Annotated in this window: 20 protein-coding genes and 1 pseudogene; 15 read left to right on the forward strand and 6 right to left on the reverse strand. The window is 73.5% G+C overall.

Going from position 1 to position 24,069, the window contains the following annotated elements:
- Positions 1-14: 14 nt before the first annotated feature.
- Positions 15-2,162 carry a primosomal protein N' gene (locus ACGFT2_RS18170; protein WP_393279022.1) on the forward strand — a complete coding sequence of 716 codons (2,148 nt, stop codon included), beginning with the start codon at positions 15-17 and terminating at the stop codon, positions 2,160-2,162.
- Between the two features lie 388 nt (positions 2,163-2,550).
- On the opposite strand, the gene ACGFT2_RS18175 is transcribed toward ACGFT2_RS18170, so the two are convergent.
- Complete coding sequence (locus tag ACGFT2_RS18175; RefSeq protein WP_393279024.1) at positions 2,551-3,093, reverse strand: hypothetical protein; 543 nt, start codon at positions 3,091-3,093, stop codon at positions 2,551-2,553.
- 277 nt (positions 3,094-3,370) lie between these two features.
- Between ACGFT2_RS18175 and fmt the strand changes: the two genes are divergently transcribed.
- The 9 genes from fmt to ACGFT2_RS18220 all read left to right on the forward strand — a co-directional run bounded on the left by fmt (position 3,371) and on the right by ACGFT2_RS18220 (position 12,563).
- Positions 3,371-4,303 (forward strand): methionyl-tRNA formyltransferase, encoded by a 933-nt coding sequence (fmt, locus tag ACGFT2_RS18180; RefSeq protein WP_393279026.1) that lies wholly within the window; start codon positions 3,371-3,373, stop codon positions 4,301-4,303.
- A 79-nt stretch (positions 4,304-4,382) separates the two neighbouring features.
- Entirely contained in the window at positions 4,383-5,801 is a 1,419-nt protein-coding gene (locus tag ACGFT2_RS18185) for an RsmB/NOP family class I SAM-dependent RNA methyltransferase (protein WP_393279028.1), read from the forward strand.
- Between the two features lie 154 nt (positions 5,802-5,955).
- Positions 5,956-6,642, forward strand: a complete 687-nt coding sequence (rpe, locus tag ACGFT2_RS18190) for a ribulose-phosphate 3-epimerase (RefSeq protein WP_393279030.1) — start codon at positions 5,956-5,958, stop codon at positions 6,640-6,642.
- A gap of 90 nt (positions 6,643-6,732) precedes the next feature.
- A complete protein-coding gene (locus tag ACGFT2_RS18195) occupies positions 6,733-7,776 on the forward strand; it encodes a sugar-binding transcriptional regulator (RefSeq protein WP_393279032.1) in 1,044 nt (347 codons plus the stop codon).
- A gap of 177 nt (positions 7,777-7,953) precedes the next feature.
- Positions 7,954-8,376, forward strand: a complete 423-nt coding sequence (locus tag ACGFT2_RS18200; protein WP_393279034.1) for a ribonuclease domain-containing protein — start codon at positions 7,954-7,956, stop codon at positions 8,374-8,376.
- Entirely contained in the window at positions 8,373-8,702 is a 330-nt protein-coding gene (locus tag ACGFT2_RS18205; protein ID WP_393279036.1) for a barstar family protein, read from the forward strand. Before ACGFT2_RS18200 ends, ACGFT2_RS18205 begins: the two co-directional genes overlap by 4 nt.
- 132 nt (positions 8,703-8,834) lie before the next feature.
- Positions 8,835-10,277 (forward strand): GuaB1 family IMP dehydrogenase-related protein, encoded by a 1,443-nt coding sequence (locus ACGFT2_RS18210; protein ID WP_393279038.1) that lies wholly within the window; start codon positions 8,835-8,837, stop codon positions 10,275-10,277.
- A 315-nt stretch (positions 10,278-10,592) separates the two neighbouring features.
- Positions 10,593-12,083, forward strand: a complete 1,491-nt coding sequence (locus tag ACGFT2_RS18215) for an amino acid permease (protein WP_393279040.1) — start codon at positions 10,593-10,595, stop codon at positions 12,081-12,083.
- 27 nt (positions 12,084-12,110) lie between these two features.
- Entirely contained in the window at positions 12,111-12,563 is a 453-nt protein-coding gene (locus ACGFT2_RS18220) for an Lrp/AsnC family transcriptional regulator (protein ID WP_073899367.1), read from the forward strand.
- A gap of 185 nt (positions 12,564-12,748) precedes the next feature.
- Here ACGFT2_RS18220 and ACGFT2_RS18225 read toward each other — a convergent pair.
- Positions 12,749-13,006: pseudogene (locus ACGFT2_RS18225) on the reverse strand (UTRA domain-containing protein); the annotation flags it as partial.
- A 408-nt stretch (positions 13,007-13,414) separates the two neighbouring features.
- Here ACGFT2_RS18225 and ACGFT2_RS18230 point away from each other — a divergent pair.
- Together ACGFT2_RS18230 and ACGFT2_RS18235 are read left to right on the forward strand one after the other, a co-directional pair.
- On the forward strand, positions 13,415-14,203 hold the full coding sequence (locus tag ACGFT2_RS18230) for a carbon-nitrogen hydrolase family protein (RefSeq protein ID WP_393279221.1): 789 nt from the start codon (positions 13,415-13,417) through the stop codon (positions 14,201-14,203).
- Between the two features lie 49 nt (positions 14,204-14,252).
- Positions 14,253-15,965, forward strand: coding sequence for a flavin monoamine oxidase family protein (locus ACGFT2_RS18235; protein ID WP_393279043.1), 1,713 nt, complete (start codon positions 14,253-14,255; stop codon positions 15,963-15,965).
- Positions 15,966-15,999: 34 nt separating this feature from the next.
- On the opposite strand, the gene ACGFT2_RS18240 is transcribed toward ACGFT2_RS18235, so the two are convergent.
- The 3 genes from ACGFT2_RS18240 to ACGFT2_RS18250 all read right to left on the reverse strand — a co-directional run bounded on the left by ACGFT2_RS18240 (position 16,000) and on the right by ACGFT2_RS18250 (position 19,226).
- Complete coding sequence (locus tag ACGFT2_RS18240) at positions 16,000-16,929, reverse strand: TIGR03619 family F420-dependent LLM class oxidoreductase (RefSeq protein ID WP_393279045.1); 930 nt, start codon at positions 16,927-16,929, stop codon at positions 16,000-16,002.
- Positions 16,930-17,024: 95 nt separating this feature from the next.
- The gene (locus ACGFT2_RS18245; protein WP_393279048.1) at positions 17,025-17,711 is read right to left on the reverse strand and encodes a DUF5995 family protein; all 687 of its coding nucleotides are present in this window, start codon (positions 17,709-17,711) and stop codon (positions 17,025-17,027) included.
- Positions 17,712-17,834: 123 nt separating this feature from the next.
- Complete coding sequence (locus ACGFT2_RS18250) at positions 17,835-19,226, reverse strand: uracil-xanthine permease family protein (RefSeq protein ID WP_393279050.1); 1,392 nt, start codon at positions 19,224-19,226, stop codon at positions 17,835-17,837.
- 129 nt (positions 19,227-19,355) lie between these two features.
- Between ACGFT2_RS18250 and ACGFT2_RS18255 the strand changes: the two genes are divergently transcribed.
- Together ACGFT2_RS18255 and ACGFT2_RS18260 are read left to right on the forward strand one after the other, a co-directional pair.
- Positions 19,356-20,612, forward strand: a complete 1,257-nt coding sequence (locus tag ACGFT2_RS18255) for an alginate lyase family protein (protein WP_393279052.1) — start codon at positions 19,356-19,358, stop codon at positions 20,610-20,612.
- 207 nt (positions 20,613-20,819) lie between these two features.
- Positions 20,820-21,278 (forward strand): acyl-CoA thioesterase, encoded by a 459-nt coding sequence (locus ACGFT2_RS18260; RefSeq protein WP_393279054.1) that lies wholly within the window; start codon positions 20,820-20,822, stop codon positions 21,276-21,278.
- On the opposite strand, the gene ACGFT2_RS18265 is transcribed toward ACGFT2_RS18260, so the two are convergent.
- A complete protein-coding gene (locus ACGFT2_RS18265; RefSeq protein ID WP_393279056.1) occupies positions 21,238-22,452 on the reverse strand; it encodes an MFS transporter in 1,215 nt (404 codons plus the stop codon). The genes ACGFT2_RS18260 and ACGFT2_RS18265 overlap by 41 nt on opposite strands.
- Positions 22,453-22,594: 142 nt before the next feature.
- Here ACGFT2_RS18265 and ACGFT2_RS18270 point away from each other — a divergent pair, with 142 nt between their 5' ends.
- A complete protein-coding gene (locus ACGFT2_RS18270; RefSeq protein WP_393279058.1) occupies positions 22,595-23,815 on the forward strand; it encodes an ROK family transcriptional regulator in 1,221 nt (406 codons plus the stop codon).
- Positions 23,816-24,069: the final 254 nt, after the last annotated feature.

Below are 24,069 nucleotides of genomic sequence, written 5' to 3' on the forward strand. Positions count from 1 at the left end.
GTAAGAATGCAAGCGTGAGCAGCGAGAACGGAGCGGGGGACGGCGGGGCCGACGGCGCGCCGCCGGAGCAGCTCGCGCTCATCCGGGAGAGCGTGCGTCAGGCGAAGGCGCCGCGCGCCAAGCCGCGGACCTGGCGGGGAGCCGCGCTCGCGGAGGAGCTGCCCGTCGCGCGGGTGCTGGTCGACAAGGGTGTGCTGCACCTCGACCGGTACTTCGACTACGCGGTGCCCGAGGAGCTGGACGCGCAGGCGCAGCCCGGGGTGCGGGTGCGGGTGCGGTTCGGCGCGGGGCGGGGCCGCGTGCGCGAGGGGCGCCGGGAGGGCGGCGGGCTCATCGACGGCTTCCTCGTCGAGCGCCGGGCCGATTCCGACTACTCCGGGCCGCTGGCCGCACTGGCTCAGGTCGTCTCGCCCGAGCCGGTGCTGAGCGAGGAGCTGCTCGGCCTCGCCCGGGCCGTCGCCGACCGCTACGCGGGAAGCCTCGCCGACGTCCTCCAGCTGGCCGTGCCGCCGCGCAACGCGCGTGCCGAGCAGCGGTCGTCCCCCGCGCCGCTGCCACCCCCGCCGGCCCCGGACCCGGGGTCCTGGACGCGGTACGAGCACGGGGGCGCGTTCCTCGACGCGCTGGCCTCCGGAGGAGCGCCCAGAGCCGTGTGGAACGCGCTGCCCGGCCCGCTGTGGAGCGAGGAACTGGCCCGCGCCGTCGCCGCCGCCCTGGCCTCGGGACGCGGCGCCCTCGTCGTCGTACCCGACGGGCGGGCCGCCGCACGGGTCGACGCCGCGCTCACCGCACTGCTCGGCCCCGGCCGGCACGCGCTCCTCACCGCCGACGCCGGGCCCGAGAAGCGGTACGGGCAGTGGCTCGCGGTGCGGCGCGGAGCCGTGCGGGCCGTCGTGGGCACGCGCGCGGCCATGTTCGCTCCCGTGCGGGACCTGGGGCTGGTCGCCATCTGGGACGACGGCGACGACAGCCACAGCGAGCAGCACGCGCCGCAGCCGCACGCGCGGGACGTACTGCTGCTGCGCGCCGCGCTGGACAAGTGCGCCTTCCTGCTCGGCGGGTTCGGCTGCACCGTGGAGGCCGCCCAGCTCGTCGAGAGCGGCTGGGCCCGGCCGCTGGTCGCCGGGCGGGAGCAGGTACGGCGGGCCGCGCCGCTGGTGCGGACCGTCGGGGACGGCGACCTCGCACGCGACGAGGCCGCCCGCGCCGCGCGCCTGCCCTCGCTCGCCTGGCAGGTGGCCCGTGAGGGGCTGCGGCACGGCCCGGTGCTGGTGCAGGTGCCCCGGCGGGGCTACGCACCCCGTATGGCCTGCGACCGGTGCCGGGCGCCCGCGCGGTGCCGGCACTGTTCCGGGCCGCTCGAAGGGCAGGACGGGGGTGTTCTGCGCTGCGGGTGGTGCGGGCGAGCGGAGGAGGCCTGGCACTGTCCCGAGTGCGGCGGCTTCCGGCTCCGCGCCCAGGTGGTGGGTGCGCGGCGGACCGCCGAGGAGCTGGGGCGGGCGTTTCCCGCCGTACCGGTGCGCACCTCGGGGCGAGAGCACGTGCTGGACACCGTGCCGGGGACGCCCGCGCTGGTCGTGAGTACCCCGGGGGCCGAACCGGTGGCCGAGGGCGGCTACGCGGCGGCTCTGCTGCTGGACGGCTGGGCCATGCTCGTACGGCCTGATCTGCGGGCCGGCGAGGACGCGCTGCGCCGGTGGATCGAGGCGGGGGCGCTGGTCCGGCCGCAGGGAGAGGGCGGGACGGTGGTCGTGGTGGCCGAGCCGACCCTGCGGCCCGTGCAGGCGCTCGTGCGGTGGGACCCCGTGGGGCACGCGGTGCGGGAGCTGGCGGAGCGGGCCGAGCTGGGGTTCCCGCCGGTGTCGCGGATGGCGGCGGTGACCGGGACGACCGCGGCCGTGACCGGGTTCCTGGCGGCGGTCGAACTGCCGCCGGACGCGGAGGTGCTCGGGCCCGTCCCGGTGCCGCCCACGCCGCCCGGCCGGCCACGCAGGCCCGGCGCGCCTCCGCCGGGCGAGGACTGGGAGCGGGCGCTCGTGCGCGTACGGCCGGGCAGCGGCGCCGCGCTGGCAGCCGCCCTCAAGGCCGCCCAGGCCGCTCGCATGGCCCGGGGGAGCGAGGAGCCGGTGCGGGTCCGGATCGATCCGCCGGACATCGGCTGACACCGTCCTGCCGGCGGCGGAGCCGGCCGGCGACCTGCTCGCGGTCTGGCCGCGCCGACGGGGCGGCCAGGAGGGCGGCTGACAGGCCTGCCGCGAGGGGCGAGGGCTCCGGGGGCGGTGAGGTGCGAAGCGCGCGGTATGACGGCGCGCGGTATGCCGGCGGAGGGGGACGGCGGGGTTCAAGGCAGTGGGAGCTGCGGGGACGGCGGGCTCTGGTGCAGGTGGTCCTGCGAACGGCGGCCCCTGGCGCAGTTGGTCCTGGGGGCGGTGGGCTCTGGTGCAAGTGGTGCAAGTGGTGCCGCGGGGCCGGTGCCGGGGCCGGTTCCGGTCCGGGGGCTGCCCTCCCAGAGGACGACAGGGGGCCTCCGGAAGGGCAGGACGGGGGGCGTCACCCGTTGCGCGGGCCCGGGAACGCCGTCGGCCGGGTGTCTTCGCGCAGGGCCGGGCTGCCCGCGGTCGGCTGGGTGGGCATGGAGCGGGCGGCGGGGACCGTCGGCATCGTGGGCAGGCCGGTGTTCACGTTGATCGAGCGGCCGCCGGACGGGTCGGTGGCCAGCTCCGGCTCGGTGGCCGCCGGGGCCGCGGCGCGGCGGGCACCGTAACGGCGGTGGACCGCCTGCTTGGTGACGCCGAGCGCCGAACCCACCGCGTCCCACGAGAAGCCCAGCGAACGGTCGAAGTCCACGGCGGCCGTGACCAGCGTTTCGACACTGTCCCGCAGTTCCTGGGCGAGGCGCACCGTCGGGGCGGGGGCACGTCCGTAGACGACGAAGCCCGTGGACGGGCCGGAGCGGCGCGGTCGGTACACGTTGCCCAACTGGGCGGTGAGCGTGCGCAGTGCGTCCACCTGCCGGCGGACTCGTTCGATGTCCCGCACCAGCAAGTGCAGGCTGGCCCGGGCCTGGGCGTCGTGGGTTGCGTGGTCGGCCATGAACAAGCCTCTCGAACCGGCGTTGAAAGGAATTGGGCCGCGAAGGCGGCCCGATGTGGTCAACTCTTCCTTGACCAACGCGTCTGCGCTCCGCTGGTCACGGGGTGGGGGCGTACAGGCATATGCGTACGCCGGTCCGCCCGGACGCGCGCCGTCCGCGGTGGGGGTTCCGCGTCGCTCCGCCGCTCCAGCTCGTCCGGCCGCTCGTCAGACGGCCCTTGGTCATAGACTGGTGCGCTGCCCGTCCGACCCCCGCCCGAGAGGCCCGATCCCGCCCATGAAGCTTGTCTTCGCCGGCACCCCCGAGGTCGCCGTTCCCGCCCTGGACGCCCTGATCGCCTCCGGGCGGCACGAGGTGGCCGCCGTCGTCACGCGACCGGACGCGCCGGCCGGACGCGGGCGCAGGCTGGTCGCGTCGCCCGTGGCCGAGCGGGCCGAGGAGGCCGGCATCGAGGTGCTCAAGCCGGCCCGGCCGCGGGATCCCGGCTTCCTGGAACGGCTCGCGGAGATCGCGCCCGACTGCTGTCCCGTCGTCGCCTACGGTGCCCTGCTGCCCAGGGTGGCTCTGGACATCCCCGCCCACGGCTGGGTCAACCTGCACTTCTCGCTGCTGCCCGCCTGGCGCGGCGCGGCGCCGGTGCAGCACGCCGTCATGGCGGGCGACGAGATCACCGGTGCCTCCACCTTCCTCATCGAGGAGGGCCTGGACTCCGGGCCCGTCTACGGGACCGTGACCGAGGAGGTACGGCCCACCGACACCAGCGGCGACCTGCTCACCCGGCTCGCCTTCGCCGGTGCCGGGCTGCTCGCCGCCACCATGGACGGCATAGAGGACGGGACCCTCAGGGCGGTGCCGCAGCCGGCGGAGGGCATCACGACGGCGCCGAAGATCACCGTCGAGGACGCCCAGGTGCACTGGTCCGCGCCCGCGCTGCGCGTGGACCGGGTCGTGCGCGGCTGCACCCCGGCACCGGGCGCCTGGACCGTGTTCCGCGGGGAGCGGCTCAAGCTGGTCCAGGTGACGCCGGTGCCCGAGCGGACCGATCTCGCCCCGGGACAGCTCGCGGTGGGCAAGAACAGCGTGCACGTGGGCACCGGCTCGTACGCCGTCGAACTGCTCTGGGTGCAGGCCCAGGGCAAGAAGCCGATGCGCGCGGCCGACTGGGCGCGCGGCGTCCGGATCGCGGAGGGCGAGACGCTCGGGGCCTGAGCCCCGGACCGCGGGGGCGGGCGCGCGCCGACGTAGGCTGGAGGCCGCACCCCACCTTCACATCCGGAGCACCTTTTTCGTGAGCGAGCAGTCCGGGCGGCCGCGCAGGCCCGCCAAGCCCTACCGCCGTCCCCAGAAGGACCCCGTCCGCATCCTGGCCTTCGAGGCGCTGCGCGCGGTCGACGAGCGGGACGCGTACGCCAACCTCGTGCTGCCGCCCCTGCTCAAGAAGGCGCGGGAGAAGGCGGACTTCGACGCCCGGGACGCCGCTCTCGCCACCGAGCTGGTGTACGGCACACTGCGCCGGCAGGGCACGTACGACGCCGTCGTCGCCGCCTGCGTCGACCGGCCGCTGCGCGAGGTCGATCCGCCGGTGCTCGATGTGCTCAGCCTCGGCGTGCACCAGCTGCTGGGGACCCGGATCCCGACGCACGCGGCCGTCTCGGCCTCCGTCGAGCTGGCGCGGGTGGTGCTCGGGGACGGACGGGCCAAGTTCGTCAACGCCGTGCTGCGCAAGGTCGCGTCGGACGACCTGCAGGGCTGGATCGCGAAGGTGGCACCGCCCTACGAGGACGATCCCGAGGAACACCTCGCCGTCGTGCACTCGCACCCCCGCTGGGTCGTCTCCGCCCTCTGGGACTCCCTCGGCGGCGGGCGCGCCGGTATCGAGGACCTGCTGGCGGCCGACAACGAGCGGCCCGAGGTGACGCTCGTCGCGCGTCCGGGCCGGTCCACCGCCGAGGAACTGCTGCGCGAGGAGTCCGCCGTGCCGGGGCGGTGGTCGCCGTACGCGGTGCGGCTCGCCGAGGGCGGGGAGCCGGGCGCGGTCGAGGCGGTGCGCGAGGGGCGCGCCGGAGTGCAGGACGAGGGCAGCCAGCTGGTGGCCCTCGCACTCGCGAACGCCCCTGTCGAAGGGGCCGACGAGAAGTGGCTGGACGGCTGTGCCGGACCGGGTGGCAAGGCCGCACTGCTGGCCGCCCTCGCCGCCGAGCGCGGGGCCGCGCTGCTGGCCTCGGAGAAGCAGCCGCACCGGGCCGGCCTGGTGGCCAGGGCACTGGCCGGGAATCCGGGGCCGTACCAGGTCATCGCCGCCGACGGGACCCGGCCGCCGTGGCGGCCGGGCACGTTCGACCGCGTGCTCATGGACGTGCCGTGCACGGGGCTCGGCGCGCTGCGCCGGCGTCCCGAGGCCCGCTGGCGGCGGCGCCCCGAGGACCTGGAGGACTTCGCGCCGCTCCAGCGTTCCCTGCTGCGCACCGCGCTCGACTCCGTGCGGGTCGGCGGGGTCGTCGGCTATGCCACCTGCTCGCCGCACCTCGCCGAGACCCGGGCGGTCGTCGCCGACGTGCTCAAGCAGTACCCGGACACCGAGCTGATCGACGCCCGCCCGCTGCTGCCCGGCCTCACCGAGCTGGGAGAGGGTCCGGACGTGCAGCTGTGGCCGCATCTGCACGGCACCGACGCGATGTACCTCGCGCTCGTCCGCCGCACGGGCTGACCTCCACGGCCCGGTCGCCGGGCGGCGCGGACGCCGGGCCGGGTACGCCCATGGTTGTCCACAGGCACCATCTTCCGGTCGTACAAGTAGGATGAACGCTCTCGCCTGTGGACGGGCGCGAACATCAGTGCCCCGGACATGGCAGTCTTGGGTCATGGCCGTGCAGATCAACCCCAGCATCCTGTCCGCCGACTTCGCGCGCCTCGCGGAGGAGGCCAAGGCGGTCCAGGGCGCCGACTGGCTCCATGTCGACGTCATGGACAACCACTTCGTACCGAACCTCACGCTCGGCGTACCGGTCGTGGAGTCCCTGGCCCGCGCGACGGACACTCCGCTGGACTGCCACCTGATGATCGAGGACCCCGACCGCTGGGCTCCCCGGTACGTCGAGGCGGGCGCCTCGTCCGTCACCTTCCACGTGGAGGCCGCCGCCGCCCCCGTGCGGCTCGCCCGGGAGATCCGCGCCAAGGGCGCCCGCGCCTCGATGGCGCTCAAGCCGGCGACGCCGATCGAGCCGTACGAGGACCTGCTGCCGGAGCTCGACATGTTGCTGATCATGACGGTCGAGCCGGGCTTCGGCGGCCAGGCCTTCCTCGACATCATGCTGCCGAAGATCCGCCGCACCCGGGAGCTGGTCAGGAAGCACGGCCTCCAGCTCTGGCTCCAGGTCGACGGCGGTGTCTCGGCCTCGACGATCGAGCGGTGCGCGGAAGCGGGAGCGGACGTGTTCGTCGCCGGCTCGGCGGTGTACGGGGCGCAGGACCCTTCCGAGGCGGTGCGGGCCCTGCGCGGCCAGGCGGAGGCGGCCACGGCCGCAGCGTCCTGGGCATGCGACCACTGAGCCACAGGTAAATGAACGCTTAAGTGAACGGCGCCCATCAGGGCAAGTCAGTTGCGCCGGATCTGCAAGGATGAACGGCGAATCCAGAGTGTGAACAGCAGTGAGGAGATCGCCGTGTCGGGTATGTCGGCGGGCCGGTCAGCCATGCGGATGGGACCCGCTGAGCTGGTGCAGGCGGCGGCCATGGCCCGCCGCTTCTACCTCGAGGGCAAGTCCAAGATCCAGATCGCCGAGGAGTTCGGCGTCAGCCGCTTCAAGGTGGCCCGGGTCCTGGAGACGGCTCTCGAACGGGACCTCGTACGCATCGAGATCCGTGTGCCGGCCGAGCTGGACGCCGAGCGCTCCGACGCGCTCCGCGCCCGCTACGGCCTGAGGCACGCCGTCGTGGTCGAGTCCCCGGCCGAGGCGGAGGAGACCCCCGACCCGGAGAACCTCGGCGAGGTCGCCGCCGACCTGCTCGGCGAACTCGTCAACGAGGGGGACGTGCTCGGGCTGGCCTGGGGCCGGTCCACCATCCACATGGCGGCGGCGCTCGACCGGCTGCCGCCGTGCACGGTGGTGCAGCTGACCGGCGTGTACGACGCCGGTACGGCCGAGCGCGGTTCCGTGGAGGCGGTGCGCCGTGCCGCCCAGGTGTCGGGCGGCGACGCCCACCCCATCTACGCGCCGATGCTGCTGCCGGACGCGGCCACCGCGGCGGCGCTGCGCAACCAGACCGGGATCGCCCGGGCCTTCGAGTACTTCGACAAGGTCACGGTCGCCTGCGTCTCCATCGGCTCCTGGGAGCCGGGCATCTCCACCGTGCACGACATGCTCAGCGACGAGGAGCGCGCGCACTACGCCTCGCTCGGTGTCGCCGCCGAGATGTCCGCGCACCTCTTCGACGCCGAGGGGCGGCGGATCGGGCGCGACCTGGGGGAGCGGTGCATCACGGTGAAGACCGACCAGCTGCGCCGTATCCCGGAGGTCGTGGCGATCGCCGGCGGACAGCGCAAGGCGCCCGCCATCGACGCGGTGCTGCGCTCGGGGCTGGTCACCAGCCTGGTGACCGACACGTCCGCCGCGGACTTCCTGATGACGGCGGGACCGACGCCCAAGCCCGCGCTCAGCCGCGCGGACCCGGACGGCGTCTGACGGCTCGCCGGCGGTCCCGGACGGCGTCCGACGCCGGCCACGGGACGCCGGGCCACGGGACGCCGGGCCACGGGACGCCGGGCCACGGGTGCGTGCGGCGGTCCGGCCGGCGCCTCGGGATCCGTCCGGCGGGTCGCGGCCTCGTCGTGACGGGACGGCCGTGGCAGCATCGTCCGCATGCTGCCGCGGTTCGTCCCCCGTGCCGCTCCCCGAGTGCTCGCGGGAGTGCTGCTCTGCCTCGTCGCCCTGCTCGCCGGATGCTCGTCCCACCCGGCGGGCACCGCCACCGCCCCGGGGGTGTCCACCCCGGCGTGGGCGCGGGGCACGGACACCGTCGAGGAGTCCCGGCTCCCCGCCGAGGCCCGCGGCACGCTCGCCCTCATCGACAAGGGCGGCCCCTACCCCTACGCCAGGGACGGCGTCGTCTTCGGGAACGTCGAGGGACGCCTGCCCCGGCACCAGCGCGGCTACTACCGCGAGTACACCGTGCCGACGCCCGGCTCGCCCGACCGCGGGGCCCGGCGCATCGTCACCGGACGGGGCGGGGAGATCTACTACACCGATGATCACTACGAGTCGTTCCGGGCGGTGCTGAGATGAGCGAAGACCTGGCGGGCCGGTTCACGGTCGCGCTGGACCTGGACGGCGTCGGGGACAAGGCCGGCCTGATGGACCGCGTCGCGCGGGCCCTGGCACTGCCCGACTGGTTCGGCCGCAACTGGGACGCGCTGGCCGATTCCCTCTCCGACCACACCGTCTGGCCCGAGGGAGCCGTCGAACAGGGGCTGCTGATCGTCGTGCGCGGCTGGCGGCCGTACGCCGAGGCGCACCCGGGGGAGTGGCGGACGGCGCAGGACGTGTTCGGCGAGGCCGTGGACCGTACCGCCGCCCTGGCCGTCGTCCTGGCCCTTGGAGGTTCCTCCTAGGTGATCCGGGCGGACCCTGGACGTTCCGTCGGGGCGGTTCACCGGTCACGACATGGGAGAATGAGGTACGTGCTCTTTCCCCCTGGCACACCTGTCCGGGGGCCACCTCTGATCGACCGGGATGTGCAGCACGTGCGTTTCCTCAATGACATCCAGCCCGCGTACGACCTGACGTACGACGACGTGTTCATGGTGCCGAGCCGCTCCGCGGTGGGCTCGCGTCAGGGCGTGGACCTCAGCTCGCCGGACGGCACGGGTACCACCATCCCGCTCGTCGTCGCCAACATGACCGCCATCGCCGGCCGCCGCATGGCCGAGACGGTGGCCCGCCGCGGCGGCCTCGTGGTCATCCCGCAGGACATCCCGATCGATGTCGTCACCGACGTCATCTCCTGGGTGAAGAGCCGCCACCTGGTGCTGGACACCCCGATCGTGCTGGCCCCGCACCAGACCGTGGCCGACGCCCTGGCGCTGCTGCCCAAGCGGGCGCACAACGCCGGTGTGGTCGTGGACGAGGACCTGCGGCCCGTCGGCGTCGTCACCGACGCGGACCTGACCGGCGTCGACCGCTTCACCCAGCTCGAAGTGGTCATGTCCAAGGACCTGCTGCTCCTCGACGCGGGCATCGACCCGCGCGAGGCCTTCAACCGCCTGGACGCGGCCAACCGCCGCTACGCCCCGGCCGTGGACGCCGAAGGCAAGCTCGCCGGCATCCTCACCCGCAAGGGCGCCCTGCGCGCCACGCTGTACACCCCGGCCGTCGACGCGCAGGGCAGGCTGCGCATCGCCGCGGCCGTCGGCATCAACGGCGACGTCGCCGGCAAGGCCAAGCAGCTGCTCGACGCGGGCGTGGACACGCTCGTCATCGACACCGCGCACGGCCACCAGGAGTCGATGATCAGCGCCATCAAGGTGGTGCGCGCCCTCGACCCGCAGGTGCCGATCGTCGCGGGCAACATCGTCTCCGCCGAGGGCGTCAAGGACCTGATCGACGCGGGTGCGGACGTCATCAAGGTCGGTGTGGGCCCCGGCGCCATGTGCACCACCCGCATGATGACCGGCGTGGGCCGACCGCAGTTCTCCGCCGTCCTGGAGTGCGCCGCCGAGGCGAAGAAGTACGGCAAGCACGTGTGGGCCGACGGCGGCGTCCGGCACCCGCGCGACGTGGCCATGGCGCTCGCGGCCGGCGCGGCCAACGTGATGGTCGGCTCCTGGTTCGCGGGCACCTACGAGTCCCCGGGCGACCTCCAGCAGGACGCGGGCGGCCGGGAGTACAAGGAGTCGTTCGGCATGGCCTCCGCGCGCGCCGTCGCCAACCGCACCTCGGACGAGTCGGCGTACGACCGCGCCCGCAAGGCGCTCTTCGAGGAGGGCATCTCCACCTCGCGCATGTTCCTCGACCCGGCCCGCCCGGGCGTCGAGGACCTGATCGACTCGATCATCGCGGGCGTCCGCTCCTCCTGCACCTACGCCGGTGCCGGCTCCCTGGAGGAGTTCGCCGAGAAGTCCATCGTCGGCATCCAGAGCGCGGCCGGCTACGCCGAGGGCAAGCCGCTGCACGCCAGCTGGAGCTGACCCCCGGTCTCCAGTTCGCCGGCCCCCGTCCACCCCGCGCCCGGGAGGATCGGGGGCCGACGGCGTCTTCGGGCGTCCGCGGCCGGCGTGCCGTGCAACGCCGGGCACCCCGCGCGCAACGAACCGTCACACCGGCCCGATGAACGCAATGATCATGCGGAGACGCGCAAGGTTGCTGCATTACGCCCGTGAAGGCCCGCCTCGTAGGGTGCTCAGCTGTACGTGGCGTGGCGGGGCCCGCTCGGTGGTCCCTGCCGTCGCAGGGCCGCGGCCGGTCCCCGCCCGTACCGACCGGCAGCGATAAGGAGCCACCGCGTGCTCGATCAAGGCGCACCCCCGCCCAACCCCACAACGACCGCCCCCGCGTCCCCGGGCGTCGCCGCGCGCCTCATGCGCCGCAAGCCGGTGGACCGCCTGGTCTCGGAGGTGGGTCAGGGCGAGGGAGGGCAGCTGCGGCGCTCCCTCGGGCTGTGGCAGCTGACCATGATCAGCATCGGCGCCACCCTCGGCACCGGCATCTTCGTGGTCCTCGGCGAGGCCGTGCCCAAGGCGGGCCCGGCCGTCACCGTCTCCTTCGTGATCGCCGGACTCACCGCGCTGTTCTCGGCCCTTTCCTACGCCGAGCTGGCCGGCACCATCCCGGTCTCCGGCTCCTCGTACTCGTACGCGTACGCAACGATGGGTGAGCTGATCGCCTGGGTCTGCGGCTGGTGCCTGCTGCTGGAGTACGGCGTCTCGGTCGCCGCCGTGGCCGTCGGCTGGGGCGAGTACCTGAACGAGCTGCTCGACGGCACCATCGGCGTGACCCTGCCGAACGCCCTGGCCAACCCGCCCGGCGTCGACGGCGGCGTGTTCAACCTGCCGGCCCTGGTCGTGGTGCTCCTCGCCATGGTGTTCCTGCTCGGCGGCGCCAGGGAGTCCGCGCGGGCCAACACCGTCATGGTGTGTGTGAAGATCGCCGCGCTGGTGCTGTTCTGCGCGATCGGCTTCATGGGCTTCAAGTCCGGCAACTACGCGCACTTCATGCCGCTCGGCATGGACGGCGTCAGCGCCGCCGCCGCCACGCTGTTCTTCTCCTACATCGGGTTCGACGCCGCCTCGACCGCCGGCGAGGAGGCGACGAACGCCCAGCGCGACCTGCCGCGCGCCATCATGCTGTCCCTGGTCATCGTGACTGCCCTGTACGTGCTGGTGGCCGCCGTGGCGGTCGGTGCCAGGCCGTGGCGGACGTTCGAGGACTCCGAGGCCGCCCTCGCCCAGATCATGACGGACGTCACCGGGCAGAGCTTCTGGGGCACCCTGCTGGCCTTCTGCGCCGTCGTCGCCATCGCCAGCGTCGTGCTGACCGTGCTCTACGGCCAGACCCGCATCCTCTTCGCGATGTCCCGCGACGGACTGGTGCCCAAGGTCTTCGCCAAGGTCCACGCGAAGAGCGGCGCGCCGCGTGCCAACACGGTCATCGTGTCCCTGTTCTGCGGTGTCCTCGCCGCCGCGATCCCGCTGGGCCAGCTGGCCGACGCCACCAGCATCGGCACGCTGTTCGCCTTCGCTCTGGTCAACGTGGCCGTGGTGGTACTGCGCCGGACCCGCCCGGAGATGAAGCGCACCTTCCGTGTCCCGCTGTACTGGGTCCTGCCCGCGCTGGGCTTCGTCTGCTGCGCGTGGATGATGGCCAGCCTGTCCGCCGTGACCTGGACCGTGTTCGGTGTCTGGATGGCCGTCGGGCTCGTGTTCTACTTCGTGTACGGCTATCGCCGTTCCCGTCTCGCGACCGACCAGGGTCCCGCGGTGACGGAAGAGAAGTGACCGGACCGAAGAAGTGAACGACCCCCTGTGCTGAACGATCTCGACGAACGCATCGTGCACGCCCTCGCCGAGGACGCCCGCCGCTCCTACGCGGACATCGGGCAGATGGTCGGCCTGTCCGCACCCGCGGTGAAGCGGCGCGTGGACCGGCTGCGGGCCACCGGAGCCATCACCGGCTTCACCGTCCGGGTGGACCCGGCGGCGCTCGGCTGGGAGACCGAGGGGTTCATCGAGATCCACTGCCGGCGCAACACGTCGCCGGAGACCATCCAGCGGGGTCTGGAGCGCTATCAGGAGGTCGTGGCCGCGTCGACCGTCACCGGCGACGCGGACGCCATCGCCCAGGTCTTCGCCTCCGACATGCGCCACTTCGAGCGGGTGCTGGAGCGGATCGCCGGTGAGCCGTTCGTGGAGCGCACCAAGTCCGTGCTGGTGCTGTCGCCGTTGCTCCGGCGCTTCTCCTCCGGGGCGCCGGGGTAAGGCGGCCGACGGCTCGGGGCGCCTTTCGCCGTCGCCGGGTGCGGGTCCGTCGCGGGTTCTCGCGCAGTTCCCCGCGCCCCTTTCGGGGCGCTGCGGCCGAGCGCCCCGAAAGGGGCGCGGGGGAAGCGCGCGGCCGGCCACGGACTGCCCGCACCCGGCGACGGCGCCCCCGTCCTATTCCGCCGTCTTCGCGCCAGCGCGTTGTTGCCGATCGAGTTGTACACGCTGAAGCTCACCGCGTCCGAGCGGTACCGGTCGTCCGACCACTCCACCGGCCGGCCCTCGCGCGTGGTCGTCACCCGGCGCACCCGCAGCAGCGGACTCGTGCGGCGGACGCCGAGCAGCTCCGCGTCCTGCGCGCCCGCCGCCACTGCGTCGATGACGTGCTCGCCGTAGGCGAAGACCAGGCCGGTGGCGTCGTACAGCCGCTGCCCCCCAGGTGGCCCGGGTCCCGCCCCCGAGGTGGCCGGCGGCCCCTGCCCCCCAGATGACCCGGGCCCCTTGCCCCCGCGATGACCTGGGGCCTTGCCCCCGAGGTGGCCCGGGTCCCGCCCCCGAGGTGGCCGGCGGCCCCTGCCCCCCAGATGACCGGGGTCCGTGCCCCCGACGTGGCCGGGGACCCTCCCGCAGGGGTGGCCGGGAGTGCGGGGGCGGGCGGCCGGGCCGTCGGCACGGGTGCTGCCGCGGCCGGCCGAAACCTGCTCCCGGGGGACGCGCAACGAATCGCCGTTCGGTGCTAGTGGCACGCAATGATTCGCGCACCGGCGCGCAACGGCTCCTCCTTGTCCCGCCGTGCGCGCCGACCGTACCGTCTTTCCTGACCCCAGACTCCCGTTCCGGTGAGGACCACCATGCGCACCGCCCTGCTCCAGAGCTCCGGCCGCCCCGGCTCCGTCGCCGAGAACCTCCGGGTCCTCGACGAGGCCGCGGGCCGGGCCGCGGCCGCGGGCGCCGCGCTGCTGGCCGCCCCCGAGCTGTTCCTGACCGGTTACGCGATCGGCGACGGCATCGGCCGCCTGGCCGAGCCCGCCGACGGCGACTCCGCCGACGCGATCGCCGAGACGGCCACCCGGCACGGCATCGCCGTCGCCTACGGCTACCCGGAGCGGGACGGCGAGACCGTCTACAACTCCGTCCAGCTGATCTCCGCCGACGGCACCCGGCTCGCGAACTACCGCAAGACCCACCTCTTCGGGTGCTTCGAGCGCGACCACTTCACGCCGGGCGATCAGGCGGTCGTCCAGGCCGAGCTGAACGGCCTCACCGTGGGCCTGATGATCTGCTACGACGTGGAGTTCCCGGAGAACGTCCGCGCCCACGCCCTGGCCGGCACCGACCTCCTCGTCGTCCCGACCGCGCAGATGCACCCCTTCCAGTTCGTCGCCGAGTCGATGATCCCGGTGCGCGCCTTCGAGAACCAGATGTACGTCGCCTACGTCAACCGGGTCGGTCAGGAGGGGGAGTTCGAGTTCGTCGGCCTCTCCACGCTCGCCGGCCCCGACGGCGTCGCCCGCACCCGCGCCGGCCGCGCCGAGCAGCTGGTGCTCGCCGACGCCGACCCCGCCTTCCTGGCCGCCTCCCGCGAGGCCAACCCGTACCTGAAGGACCGCCGCCCCGGCCTGTACGGGCCCCTGGTCTGAGCCCCCGAGCCCTCCCCCGAGTCACCCCCGCGCAAGGAGTCCGTACCCCATGACGTCCACGGTGCCCAACGCCGTCGAGCACGCCGACGAGCAGCAGCCGCCGATCACCATGTTCGGCCCGGACTTCCCCTACGCCTACGACGACTTCCTCGCCCACCCGGCGGGCCTCGGCCAGATACCGGCGACCGAGCACGGCACCGAGGTGGCGGTCATCGGCGGCGGTCTGTCCGGCATCGTGGCCGCGTACGAGCTGATGAAGATGGGGCTCAAGCCCGTCGTCTACGAGGCCGACCAGATCGGCGGCCGGCTGCGCACGGTCGGTTTCGAGGGCTGCGACGAGTCGCTGACCGCCGAGATGGGCGCGATGCGGTTCCCGCCCTCCTCCACCGCCCTCCAGCACTACATCGACCTGGTCGGTCTGCGCACGAGCCCCTTCCCGAACCCGCTGGCCGAGGCGACCCCCTCCACCGTCGTCGACCTCAAGGGCGAGTCGCACTACGCCGAGACCGTCGACGACCTGCCCCAGGTGTACCGGGACGTCGCCACCGCCTGGAACAGGTGCCTCGAGGAGGGCGCCGACTTCTCCGACATGAACCGCGCCATGCGCGAGCGCGACGTGCCGCGCATCCGCGAGATCTGGGCGAAGCTGGTCGAGAAGCTCGACAACCAGACCTTCTACGGCTTCCTCTGCGACTCCGAGGCCTTCAAGTCCTTCCGCCACCGCGAGATCTTCGGCCAGGTCGGCTTCGGCACCGGCGGCTGGGACACCGATTTCCCCAACTCCATCCTGGAGATCCTGCGGGTCGTCTACACCGAGGCCGACGACCACCACCGCGGCATCGTCGGCGGCTCCCAGCAGCTGCCGCTGCGCCTGTGGGAGCGCGAGCCGGAGAAGGTCGTCCACTGGCCGTACGGCACCTCGCTGAAGTCCCTGCACCTCGACGGCGAGCCCCGCCCGGCGGTGACCCGGCTGCACCGCACCGCGGGCAACCAGATCACGGTGACCGACGCGAACGGCGACATCCGCACCTACCAGGCGGCGATCTTCACCGCCCAGTCCTGGATGCTGCTGTCCAAGATCGCCTGTGACGACTCGCTCTTCCCGATCGACCACTGGACCGCGATCGAGCGCACCCACTACATGGAGTCCTCGAAGCTCTTCGTCCCGGTGGACCGGCCGTTCTGGCTCGACAAGGCCGTCGACGAGCGGGGGAACCCCACCGGCCGGGACGTCATGTCGATGACGCTCACCGACCGCATGACCCGCGGCACCTACCTGCTGGACGACGGCCCGGACAAGCCCGCCGTCATCTGTCTCTCCTACACCTGGTGCGACGACAGCCTGAAGTGGCTGCCGCTGTCCGCGAACGAGCGGATGGAGGTCATGCTGAAGTCGCTCGGCGAGATCTATCCGAACGTCGACATCCGCAAGCACATCATCGGCAACCCGGTGACCGTCTCCTGGGAGAACGAGCCCTACTTCATGGGCGCGTTCAAGGCCAACCTCCCGGGCCACTACCGCTACCAGCGGCGCCTGTTCACGCACTTCATGCAGGACCGGCTGCCCGCGGACAAGCGGGGCATCTTCCTCGCCGGCGACGACATCTCCTGGACGGCCGGCTGGGCCGAGGGCGCCGTCCAGACCGCGCTGAACGCGGTCTGGGGCGTCATGCACCACTTCGGTGGCCGGACCGACGCGGCCAACCCGGGCCCGGGCGACCTCTACGACGAGGTCGCGCCGGTGGAACTGCCCGAGGACTGACCGGGAGCGGGACCGAAGGCGCGCGCGGCCGGCCTCAGACTCCGGCCGCCCGCGCCTTTTCGTACACCTGCGCCGCGATGTCCTTCAGCTCCTCCGCGTCCCGTGCCAGGCCCTGGAGGTCGACCATGATCTCCTCGAAGCCGAGCTGCGCGTGTGCGATCAGGTCGTCGATGGTCTCCTCCACCGTCGCCTTGTGGAGCCGGCCGGTGGCCTCCTGCGCCCTCGGCAGCCGGTAGCTGTTCACCCGCAGGACCGTCCGGATGGGCTCCGTGCGGCCTCGCTCCTCCGCCAGTTCCCGCAGCCGGCGCCACTCCTCGGCGACCACCTCCGGCTTGCCGATGTTCACCGGCAGCCAGCCGTCGGCGTGGTCCACGAGCCGCCGCCAGGCCCGTTTGTTGCCCGCCGCCAGCATGATCGGGATCCGCCGGGCGGGCTTGGGCCCGACGACCGCGGAGGGGATCGTGGAGAACGGCCCGTCGTGAATGACCGGATCCGGACCCCACACCTTGCGGCACACCTCGATGACCTCGTCCAGCACCGCCCCGCGCTCCTCGAACGGCCGGACGCCCGAGGCCGCGTACTCGGCCAGGGACCAGCCAGTGCCGAAGCCCGCGATCACCCGGCCGCCGCTCGCCGCGTCCAGCGAGGCCAGGGCCTTGGCGAGCTGGAACGGCACGTGCAGCGGCGCCACCAGGACGCTCGCGCCGAGCCTCGCCCGCTCCGTGGCCGCCGCCGCCAGGGTCAGCGTGACCAAAGGATCCGCCGTGTTGCGGTACTCGTCGGGCCAGGCCATGCCCTCGATGCCGTACAGGCCCTGGGTGGCGGGCTCGGCGAACAGGGCCCGTTCGAAAACCCACAGGCTTTCGTAGCCGATCTGCTCGGCCGCGCGTGCCACGTCCGGCACGTCCTTGCCGAGGGCGTACTGCTGCATCTGGGGAAGACCGAGACCGAGCCTGGTCGCCATACCACTGCTCCTCTGCAATCGGATACCGCGGCCTCAACGTGCCGTCCGCCGCGGGTAGTTCCGCGGTCCGCGCAGGGCGACGAGAACCGGCCATCTCAGTCGGGCAGAGGGGTCAGCAGCATCCGGCCGGCGAAGCCGACGGCCGCGTCCAGCCGCTCGGTGAACTCCTCGGCGACGTCCTCGAAGCGGCGCAGTGTCCACAGTGCGCGCGCCGCCGACCAGGTCGCGTCCCGGGCCCGCTCCAGGCTCCACGAGCCCAGCAGATGGGTGAGCGGGTCGGCGATCTGCAGCAGGTCGGGGCCCGGCATCAGCTCGTCGCGGATGCGCTCCTCGAGGGCCACGAGGAGGTCGCCCACTCGGTCGAACTCGTCCTCCAGCTCGGCGGGTTCGCAGTCCAGCTCACGGCAGGTGTCGACCACGGCGAGCGCCAGATCGTGTCCGATGTGGGCGTTGATGCCCGCCAGCGCGAACTGCAGTGGCCGTACACCGGGGTGCCGGCGCAGCTGGAACAGCGGCCGCCAGCAGGCGGGGGGACGGCGGTCGGCGCCCGCCGCGTCGACCGCCGCCAGATAGCGCCCGGCGAACCGCACGTCCAGCGCGATCGCGGCCCGCGGGTCGGTGAACAGCCCGCTGTCCAGGCACCGGTCGACCTCCTCGGTGACGGCGAGGTAGACGCGGTTGAACACGGCGACCCCGTCCCGCTCGGGCAGGGCCGCGTCGAGCGCGCGCATCCGGGAGACGACCGCGTCGACGGGAGTGGTGAGGTATTCCGACCGCGCCATGGGGGAAGGGTCCCAGCCCCGGACCGGCCGGCGCACCGACCGGCCCGGCGCTTCGCCGGAACGGGGGAACATCGGACGCCGCGAGGCATCGCCGGGCCCGTGCGGACAGCCCCCTCGTGCCGGTTACGGCTCGGCGCGCGGTGTCTCGTCGTTGTAGCTGGAGGTGCCCTCGTCCAGCAGGGGCTCCTGCTTCTTCAGGTGGGCCGGGGCGAACGCGCGCAGCGCGTGGTAGCCGGTGATGACGACCAGGGTGCCCAGGGCGATACCGCTGAGCGAGAAGTTGTCGGAGAACTTCATGCTGACGTTGCCGACGCCGATGATGATGCCCGCGGCGGCCGGCACCAGGTTCAGCGGGTTGCGCAGGTCGACCTTGGCGTTGAGCCAGATCTGGGCGCCGAGCAGGCCGATCATGCCGTAGAGGATCACGGTGATGCCGCCCAGCACACCGCCCGGGATCGCGGCCACGACCGCGCCGAACTTCGGGCAGACGCCGAACAGCAGGGCGAAGCCGGCCGCGGCCCAGTAGGCGGCGGTGGAGTAGACGCGGGTCGCGGCCATCACGCCGATGTTCTCGGAGTAGGTGGTGTTCGGCGGGCCGCCCACCGCGGTCGACAGCACGGAGGCGACGCCGTCCGCCGAGATCGCCGTACCGAGCTTGTCGTCCAGCGAGTCGCCGGTCATCTCGCCGACCGCCTTGACGTGCCCCGCGTTCTCCGCGACCAGCGCGATCACGACGGGCAGCGCGACCAGGATCGCCGACCACTGGAAGCTCGGCCCGTGGAAGGAGGGCAGGCCGACCCAGTCGGCCTTGGACACACCGGAGAGGTCCAGGCGCCAGTGGTCGGTGACCTTGCCGTCCGGGCTCATCGAGTGGATCTTGCCGAAGATCCGGTCGAAGGCCCAGGAGACGCCGTACCCGAAGACCAGGCCGAGGAAGATCGCGATGCGTGACCAGAAGCCGCGCAGGCAGACCACGGAGAGTCCCGTGAACAGCATGACGAGCAGGGCCGTCCACTGGTCCTGCGGCCAGTAGGTGGACGCGGTCACCGGGGCGAGGTTGAAGCCGATCAGCATGACCACCGCGCCGGTGACGATCGGCGGCATCGCCGCATGGATGATCCGCGCACCGAAGCGCTGCACCGCCAGACCGATCAGGAACAGCACGGCGCCGACGACCAGGACCGCGCCGGTCACGGTGGCGCTCGTGCCGCCCTGCGCCCGGATGACGGCGGCCACACCCACGAACGACAGCGAGCAGCCGAGGTAGCTAGGCACCCGGCCGCGGGTGGCGAGCAGGAAGATCACGGTCGCCACGCCCGACATCATGATCGCCAGGTTCGGGTCCAGACCCATGAGTACGGGAGCGACGAAGGAGGCGCCGAACATCGCGACCACGTGCTGGGCGCCCAGGCCCACCGTGCGCGGCCAGGAGAGCCGTTCGTCGGGGCGTACCACCGCTCCGGGTGCGGGCGTGCGCCCGTCACCGTGCAGTTTCCAGCGCACGCCGAGGTCCATGGTGGTTTTCGCTTTCTTACGTACGTGATGACGGTCCGGACCATTGTCAGGGGTACCTGGCGGCTCTACGCTCGCACGGTCCTCCTCGTGAACGGTGTTCATATAGCTGAATCAGATCGGAGAGTGCAGATGAGTGGAAGACCCCGTGCGGCCGCGCTCCTCGCCGCCGTGGTGACCTTCGGCGCCCTGCTCGTGCCCTCCGCGCACGCGGCGCCGCAGGTCCCGAGGACCGCCGTCCTCGACGGCGCCCGTCTCCAGCAGACCCGGGCCCGCCTCGAGCACGACCCCGGACTGCGGCGCACCCTGCGGGACCTGACGGCCCGCGCGGACGCCTGGCTGGACCAGGGACCCTGGACGGTCGTCGACAAGCCGAAGCCCGCCCCCGGCGGCGACGTCCACGACTATCTGAGCCAGGCCCCCTACTGGTGGCCCACGACCGCCCCCACCGCCGACAACCCGTGGGGCTGCCCGTACGTCCAGCGTGACGGCGAGCGCAATCCGGAGGTCGACAGCGGCACGGACCGGCAGGACGTCGAGAAGGTCTTCGACTCCGCGTACGACCTCTCGCTCGCCTGGTACTACACGGGCAGGCGGAGCTACGCCGAGAAGGCCGGGCTGATCCTGCGCACCTGGTTCCTGGACCCCGCGACCCGGATGAACCCCGACCTGGACCATGCCCAGTTCATCCCCTGCAAGTACGACGGCCGGGCCATCGGGATCATCGACTTCTCGCAGTCGTACACCAGCGTCCTCGACGCCCAGGCGATCCTCGCCACGGGCGCGCCCGGCTGGACCGCCCGGGACCGCGCCGCCATGGGCGGATGGAACTCCGGCCTTCTCGGCTGGCTGAGGGACGGCGACTTCGGCAAGCAGGAGTGTGCCGCGGCCAACAACCACGGCACCTTCTACGACCTGCAGCTCGCCGCGCTCGCCTACGCCACCGGGGACACGGCTCTGGCCCGGCGGACCGTGCTCGGCGCGCGTGCCGGGCGGATCGACCCGCAGATCGCGGGGGACGGCGGCCAGCCGCAGGAGCTGGCCCGCACCCGCAGCTGGCACTACTCGACCTTCGATCTGGTCGCCTACACCCGGCTCGCCGCCATCGGCCGGCACGTCGGCGTGAACCTCTGGAGCCACCGGGGCCCGGACGGGCAGAGCGTGCTGAAGGCGGTCGACTATCTGCTGCCGGCCGCGACCGGCGCCGCCGCCTGGCCGCATCCGGAGCTGGAGTTCCACCGCTACGCGGCGAGCGACGTCGTGCACGCGGCGGCGGACGCCGGGGACGCGGCGGCGAAGCGGGCCGTACCGATGCTCCAGGCGCCGCCCGGCGGCGACCTGTGGGCACTGCGCCCCGCCGCCGAACAACTGGACTCGATCGCGGGCTGACCGGCCGCCTTCCCCGGGCACGGGGCCGGCGGGCCGCTGACCAGCGGTCCGTCCGGACGGGGATCCTGAGCGGTCGCTTAGTATGGATGGGCCCGGGGGTGTGCACGTCCCGTTCGTCCGGGGTGTGCACGCCTCGTTCGCCAAGGGCGGCCGCTCCGTCCGTCCGGGGTGTGCGGCCCCGATCCCCATCGCTCAGGAGCCCCGCCCGTGACCACCGAAGCCCCGGCCGCGTCCGCCGTCTCGCACGGCCGGCTGATCCCCGTCACCGTCCACTTCGACGACCTCGACGCGCTCGGGCTCCTGCACAACGCCCGCTACCCGCTGATGGTCGAGCGAGCCTGGACCGAGCTGTGGCACGGGCACGGCATCCGATTCGACGGCGACTGGGCCGCGGCCGGCGACGCCTGCAACGCCGTCAAGGAACTGCGGATCGGCTACGACGCTCCGGTGACCCGGCCGGGCACCTACGCCGTCCACCTCTGGCTGGAGCGGCTCGGCACCACCGGCCTGACCTACGGTTTCCGCTTCTGCTCGGCCGACGGCTCGCAGACCTACGCCCACGGCACCCGGGTGCTGGTCCGGCTGGACGCGGCGACCCTGCGGCCCGCGCCGTGGACCGCGGCCTTCAGGGCCGCGGGTCGGGAACTGCTGCGGCCTGCGGACTGATCTCCCTGCGGCCACCGCGCTCCGCGGTGCGCAGCACCCCGGCGAACACCGCGAGCCCGCACGCCAGCGCCGTCACCACGCAGAACGACACCACCAGGCTGCTCGCCTGCGCCACCCCGCCGATCAGGCTCGGAGCGATCAGCCCCGACGTGTAGGTGATGGTCGCGACGCCCGCGATGGCCTGGCTCGGGTTGGGCCCGGAGTGCCCGGCCGCCGCGAAGCACAGCGGTACGACGACCGCGATGCCGAGGCCCGTCAGCGCGAACCCGCCCATCGCCACGGCCGGATGCCCGGCGAGGACGATCAGCAGCCCGCCCAGCACGGCCAGGACCCCGCCCGCCCGGACCGTGTGTACCGCGCCGAAACGGTTCACCACGGCGTCTCCGGCGATCCGGGCCACCGCCATGGTCAGCATGAAGCCGGTCGTGGAGGCCGCCGCGAGGCCGGCCGAACCGTCCAGCCGGTCCCGCAGGAACACCGCCGACCAGTCCAGGCTCGCGCCCTCGGCGAACACCGCACAGAAACCGACCGTGCCGATCAGCAGCGCGGAGCGGGGCGGGAGGGCGAAGCGCGGCGGCGGTTCCTCGTCCCCGGCCGGCTGCACGTCGAGCACCCAGCCGCAGGCCAGCAGGCCCAGGAGGGTGAGCGTGGCCGCGGCGAGCGCGTGGTGCAGGCGGGCGTCGGCGCCGAGGTGTGCGGCGAGCGTGCCCGCCGCCGAGCCGATCAGCGCCCCCGCGCTCCACATGCCGTGCAGGCCCGACATGATCGACTTGTCCAGCCGCCGCTCGATCTCGACCCCCAGCGCGTTCATGGCGACGTCGGCCATGCCCGCGGTGGCGCCGTAGACGAACATCGCCAGGCACAACGTGTACAGGTTCGTCGCCAGGGACGGCAGGGTCAGCGACAGGGTCCACAGCGCGAGCAGTCCGCGCAGGGCCGTACGGCTGCCGAGGCGGTGGCTGATCCGGCCCGCGAGCGGCATCGCGCACGAGGCGCCGAGCGCCGTGAAGGCCAGCGCGAACCCCAACCGGCCCGCGCTGAGCGAGGCGTGGTCCTGGATCCACGGCACGCGGGTCGCGAACGAGCCGGTCACGGCGCCGTGCACGGCGAACACGGCCGCCACGGCGTACCGGGCGTGCCGCACCTCGTCATGTGCGCAGCCGACGTCACTCATCTCCCCGCCCCTCCCCGGGGGTTCCCCGGACACACCTCCGATGCACGCGCCGTAAACTATCAGGGACCCTGCCTGATAGATAGATGCCTTCACGGCCGCGGGCGCCCCCGGGTGGTCGCGGCGATCTGGGAGGATTCCCGCCATGCCCGCATCACCCAGCACCGCCCGGGCCATCAACGACCGGCTCGCCCTGCGGCTGCTGCAGCAGGAGGGCCCGCTGACGGCGGGGCAGTTGAAGCAGCTGACCGGACTGTCCCGGCCGACGGTCGCCGACCTCGTCGAACGCCTCACGGACGCCGGGCTGATCACGGTGGTCGGCGAGTCCGGGGAACAGCGCCGCGGCCCCAACGCCCGGCTGTACGGCATCGTCGCCGGGCGCGCCCACCTCGCCGCCCTCGACGTCCGCACCGAGGGTGTCTTCGTGCTCGTCTCCGACCTGGTCGGGCGGGTGCTCGCGGAGGCGTCGGTGCCGATCGGCGGCGACGCCGGCACCGGACCGGCCGTGGAGCGGGCGGTCGCCGCGGTGGAGCGGACCGCCAAGGAGGCCGGGGCGGACCGGCTGCACACCGTCGGCATCGGCGCACCCGGTCTCATCGACCCGGCCACCGGCGACCTGCGCGACTCCGCAGGCCTGCCCGCCTGGCACCGCAGCCTGGCCGCGGCCCTGCAGGAACGCCTGCCGGGGGCCCGGGTCACGGTGGAGAACGAGACCAACCTGGCCGCCCTGGCCGAGCAGCGCGAGGGGGCCGCGCGCGACCGGGACACCTTCGTCCTGCTGTGGCTCGGCCACGGCGTCGGCGCCGCGGTCGTCCTCGACGGAACGCTGCGCCGCGGTTCCTCGGGAGGTACGGGCGAGATCGGCTTCCTGCCGGTCCCGGGGACCGGCTCACTGCCTTCGGCCACCGACTGCGACGGCGGCTTCCACTCCCTGACGGGGGCGGCGGCGATCGTCTCCCTGGCGGCGCGGTGCGGCCTGCCGGTGCCGTCCGCGCCGGACGGACCGGGAGCGGCCGGCGCGGTGCGGAAAGCGGCGGCGGAAGTGTCCCCGGAGCCGGCGTCGGCCGTGCCGGCGGCGGCTTCCCCCGCCCACCGCTTCCTCCACACCCTGGCCGACCGGGTCGCCGTCGGCATCGCCTCCGTCGTGGCCGTCCTGGACCCCGGATGCGTGGTGCTCGGCGGGGAGGTGGGCCGGGCCGGGGGAGCGGTCCTCGCCGGGCTCGTGGCGGAGCGGCTGCGCCGTATGTCGCCCCTGCCCACCGAGGTGCGGCCGAGCGCGCTCGGCGGGACGGCCGTGCTGCGCGGCGCGCTCCTGACGGCCCGGGAGCGAGCGCAGGACGAACTGTTCGCACCCCCCGAGCGCTGACCCGGGCATCGCGACCGCCGGCCCGGCGGTGCGCGCTGCCCGGGGCCGGCCCGCGCCCCGAACTCCACGCCGGACGGGGCGGACTTCGCGCGCCCGACCCGCCGGAGACTCCCCGCCCGCCCCGCCGCGGACTCCGCGCCCGCCCCGCCGCAGACTCACCGGGCGGCGGTTCGGCCCGCTGACGGCCCGGCGGCGGGCAAGGGCCGTCGTCACCGCCGCCGGACCCGCCCGAACCCTAAAAGGACTAGACCAGT

The sequence above is a fragment of the Streptomyces sp. NPDC048514 genome (genome assembly GCF_043199955.1).
In the GTDB taxonomy this organism is placed as follows: domain Bacteria; phylum Actinomycetota; class Actinomycetes; order Streptomycetales; family Streptomycetaceae; genus Streptomyces.

Excerpts from the sequence above, each read along its gene's own strand:
- ACGFT2_RS18200 (WP_393279034.1), top strand. The coding sequence starts at position 7,954 with ATGCTGCCGCGGTTCGTCCCCCGTGCCGCTCCCCGAGTGCTCGCGGGA.
- ACGFT2_RS18245 (WP_393279048.1), bottom strand. The coding sequence starts at position 17,711 with ATGGCGCGGTCGGAATACCTCACCACTCCCGTCGACGCGGTCGTCTCC.
- ACGFT2_RS18265 (WP_393279056.1), bottom strand. The coding sequence starts at position 22,452 with ATGAGTGACGTCGGCTGCGCACATGACGAGGTGCGGCACGCCCGGTAC.
- ACGFT2_RS18250 (WP_393279050.1), bottom strand. The coding sequence starts at position 19,226 with ATGGACCTCGGCGTGCGCTGGAAACTGCACGGTGACGGGCGCACGCCC.
- fmt (WP_393279026.1), top strand. The coding sequence starts at position 3,371 with ATGAAGCTTGTCTTCGCCGGCACCCCCGAGGTCGCCGTTCCCGCCCTG.
- ACGFT2_RS18175 (WP_393279024.1), bottom strand. The coding sequence starts at position 3,093 with ATGGCCGACCACGCAACCCACGACGCCCAGGCCCGGGCCAGCCTGCAC.
- ACGFT2_RS18270 (WP_393279058.1), top strand. The coding sequence starts at position 22,595 with ATGCCCGCATCACCCAGCACCGCCCGGGCCATCAACGACCGGCTCGCC.
- ACGFT2_RS18205 (WP_393279036.1), top strand. The coding sequence starts at position 8,373 with ATGAGCGAAGACCTGGCGGGCCGGTTCACGGTCGCGCTGGACCTGGAC.
- ACGFT2_RS18235 (WP_393279043.1), top strand. The coding sequence starts at position 14,253 with ATGACGTCCACGGTGCCCAACGCCGTCGAGCACGCCGACGAGCAGCAG.
- rpe (WP_393279030.1), top strand. The coding sequence starts at position 5,956 with ATGGCCGTGCAGATCAACCCCAGCATCCTGTCCGCCGACTTCGCGCGC.
- ACGFT2_RS18240 (WP_393279045.1), bottom strand. The coding sequence starts at position 16,929 with ATGGCGACCAGGCTCGGTCTCGGTCTTCCCCAGATGCAGCAGTACGCC.
- ACGFT2_RS18255 (WP_393279052.1), top strand. The coding sequence starts at position 19,356 with ATGAGTGGAAGACCCCGTGCGGCCGCGCTCCTCGCCGCCGTGGTGACC.
- ACGFT2_RS18230 (WP_393279221.1), top strand. The coding sequence starts at position 13,415 with ATGCGCACCGCCCTGCTCCAGAGCTCCGGCCGCCCCGGCTCCGTCGCC.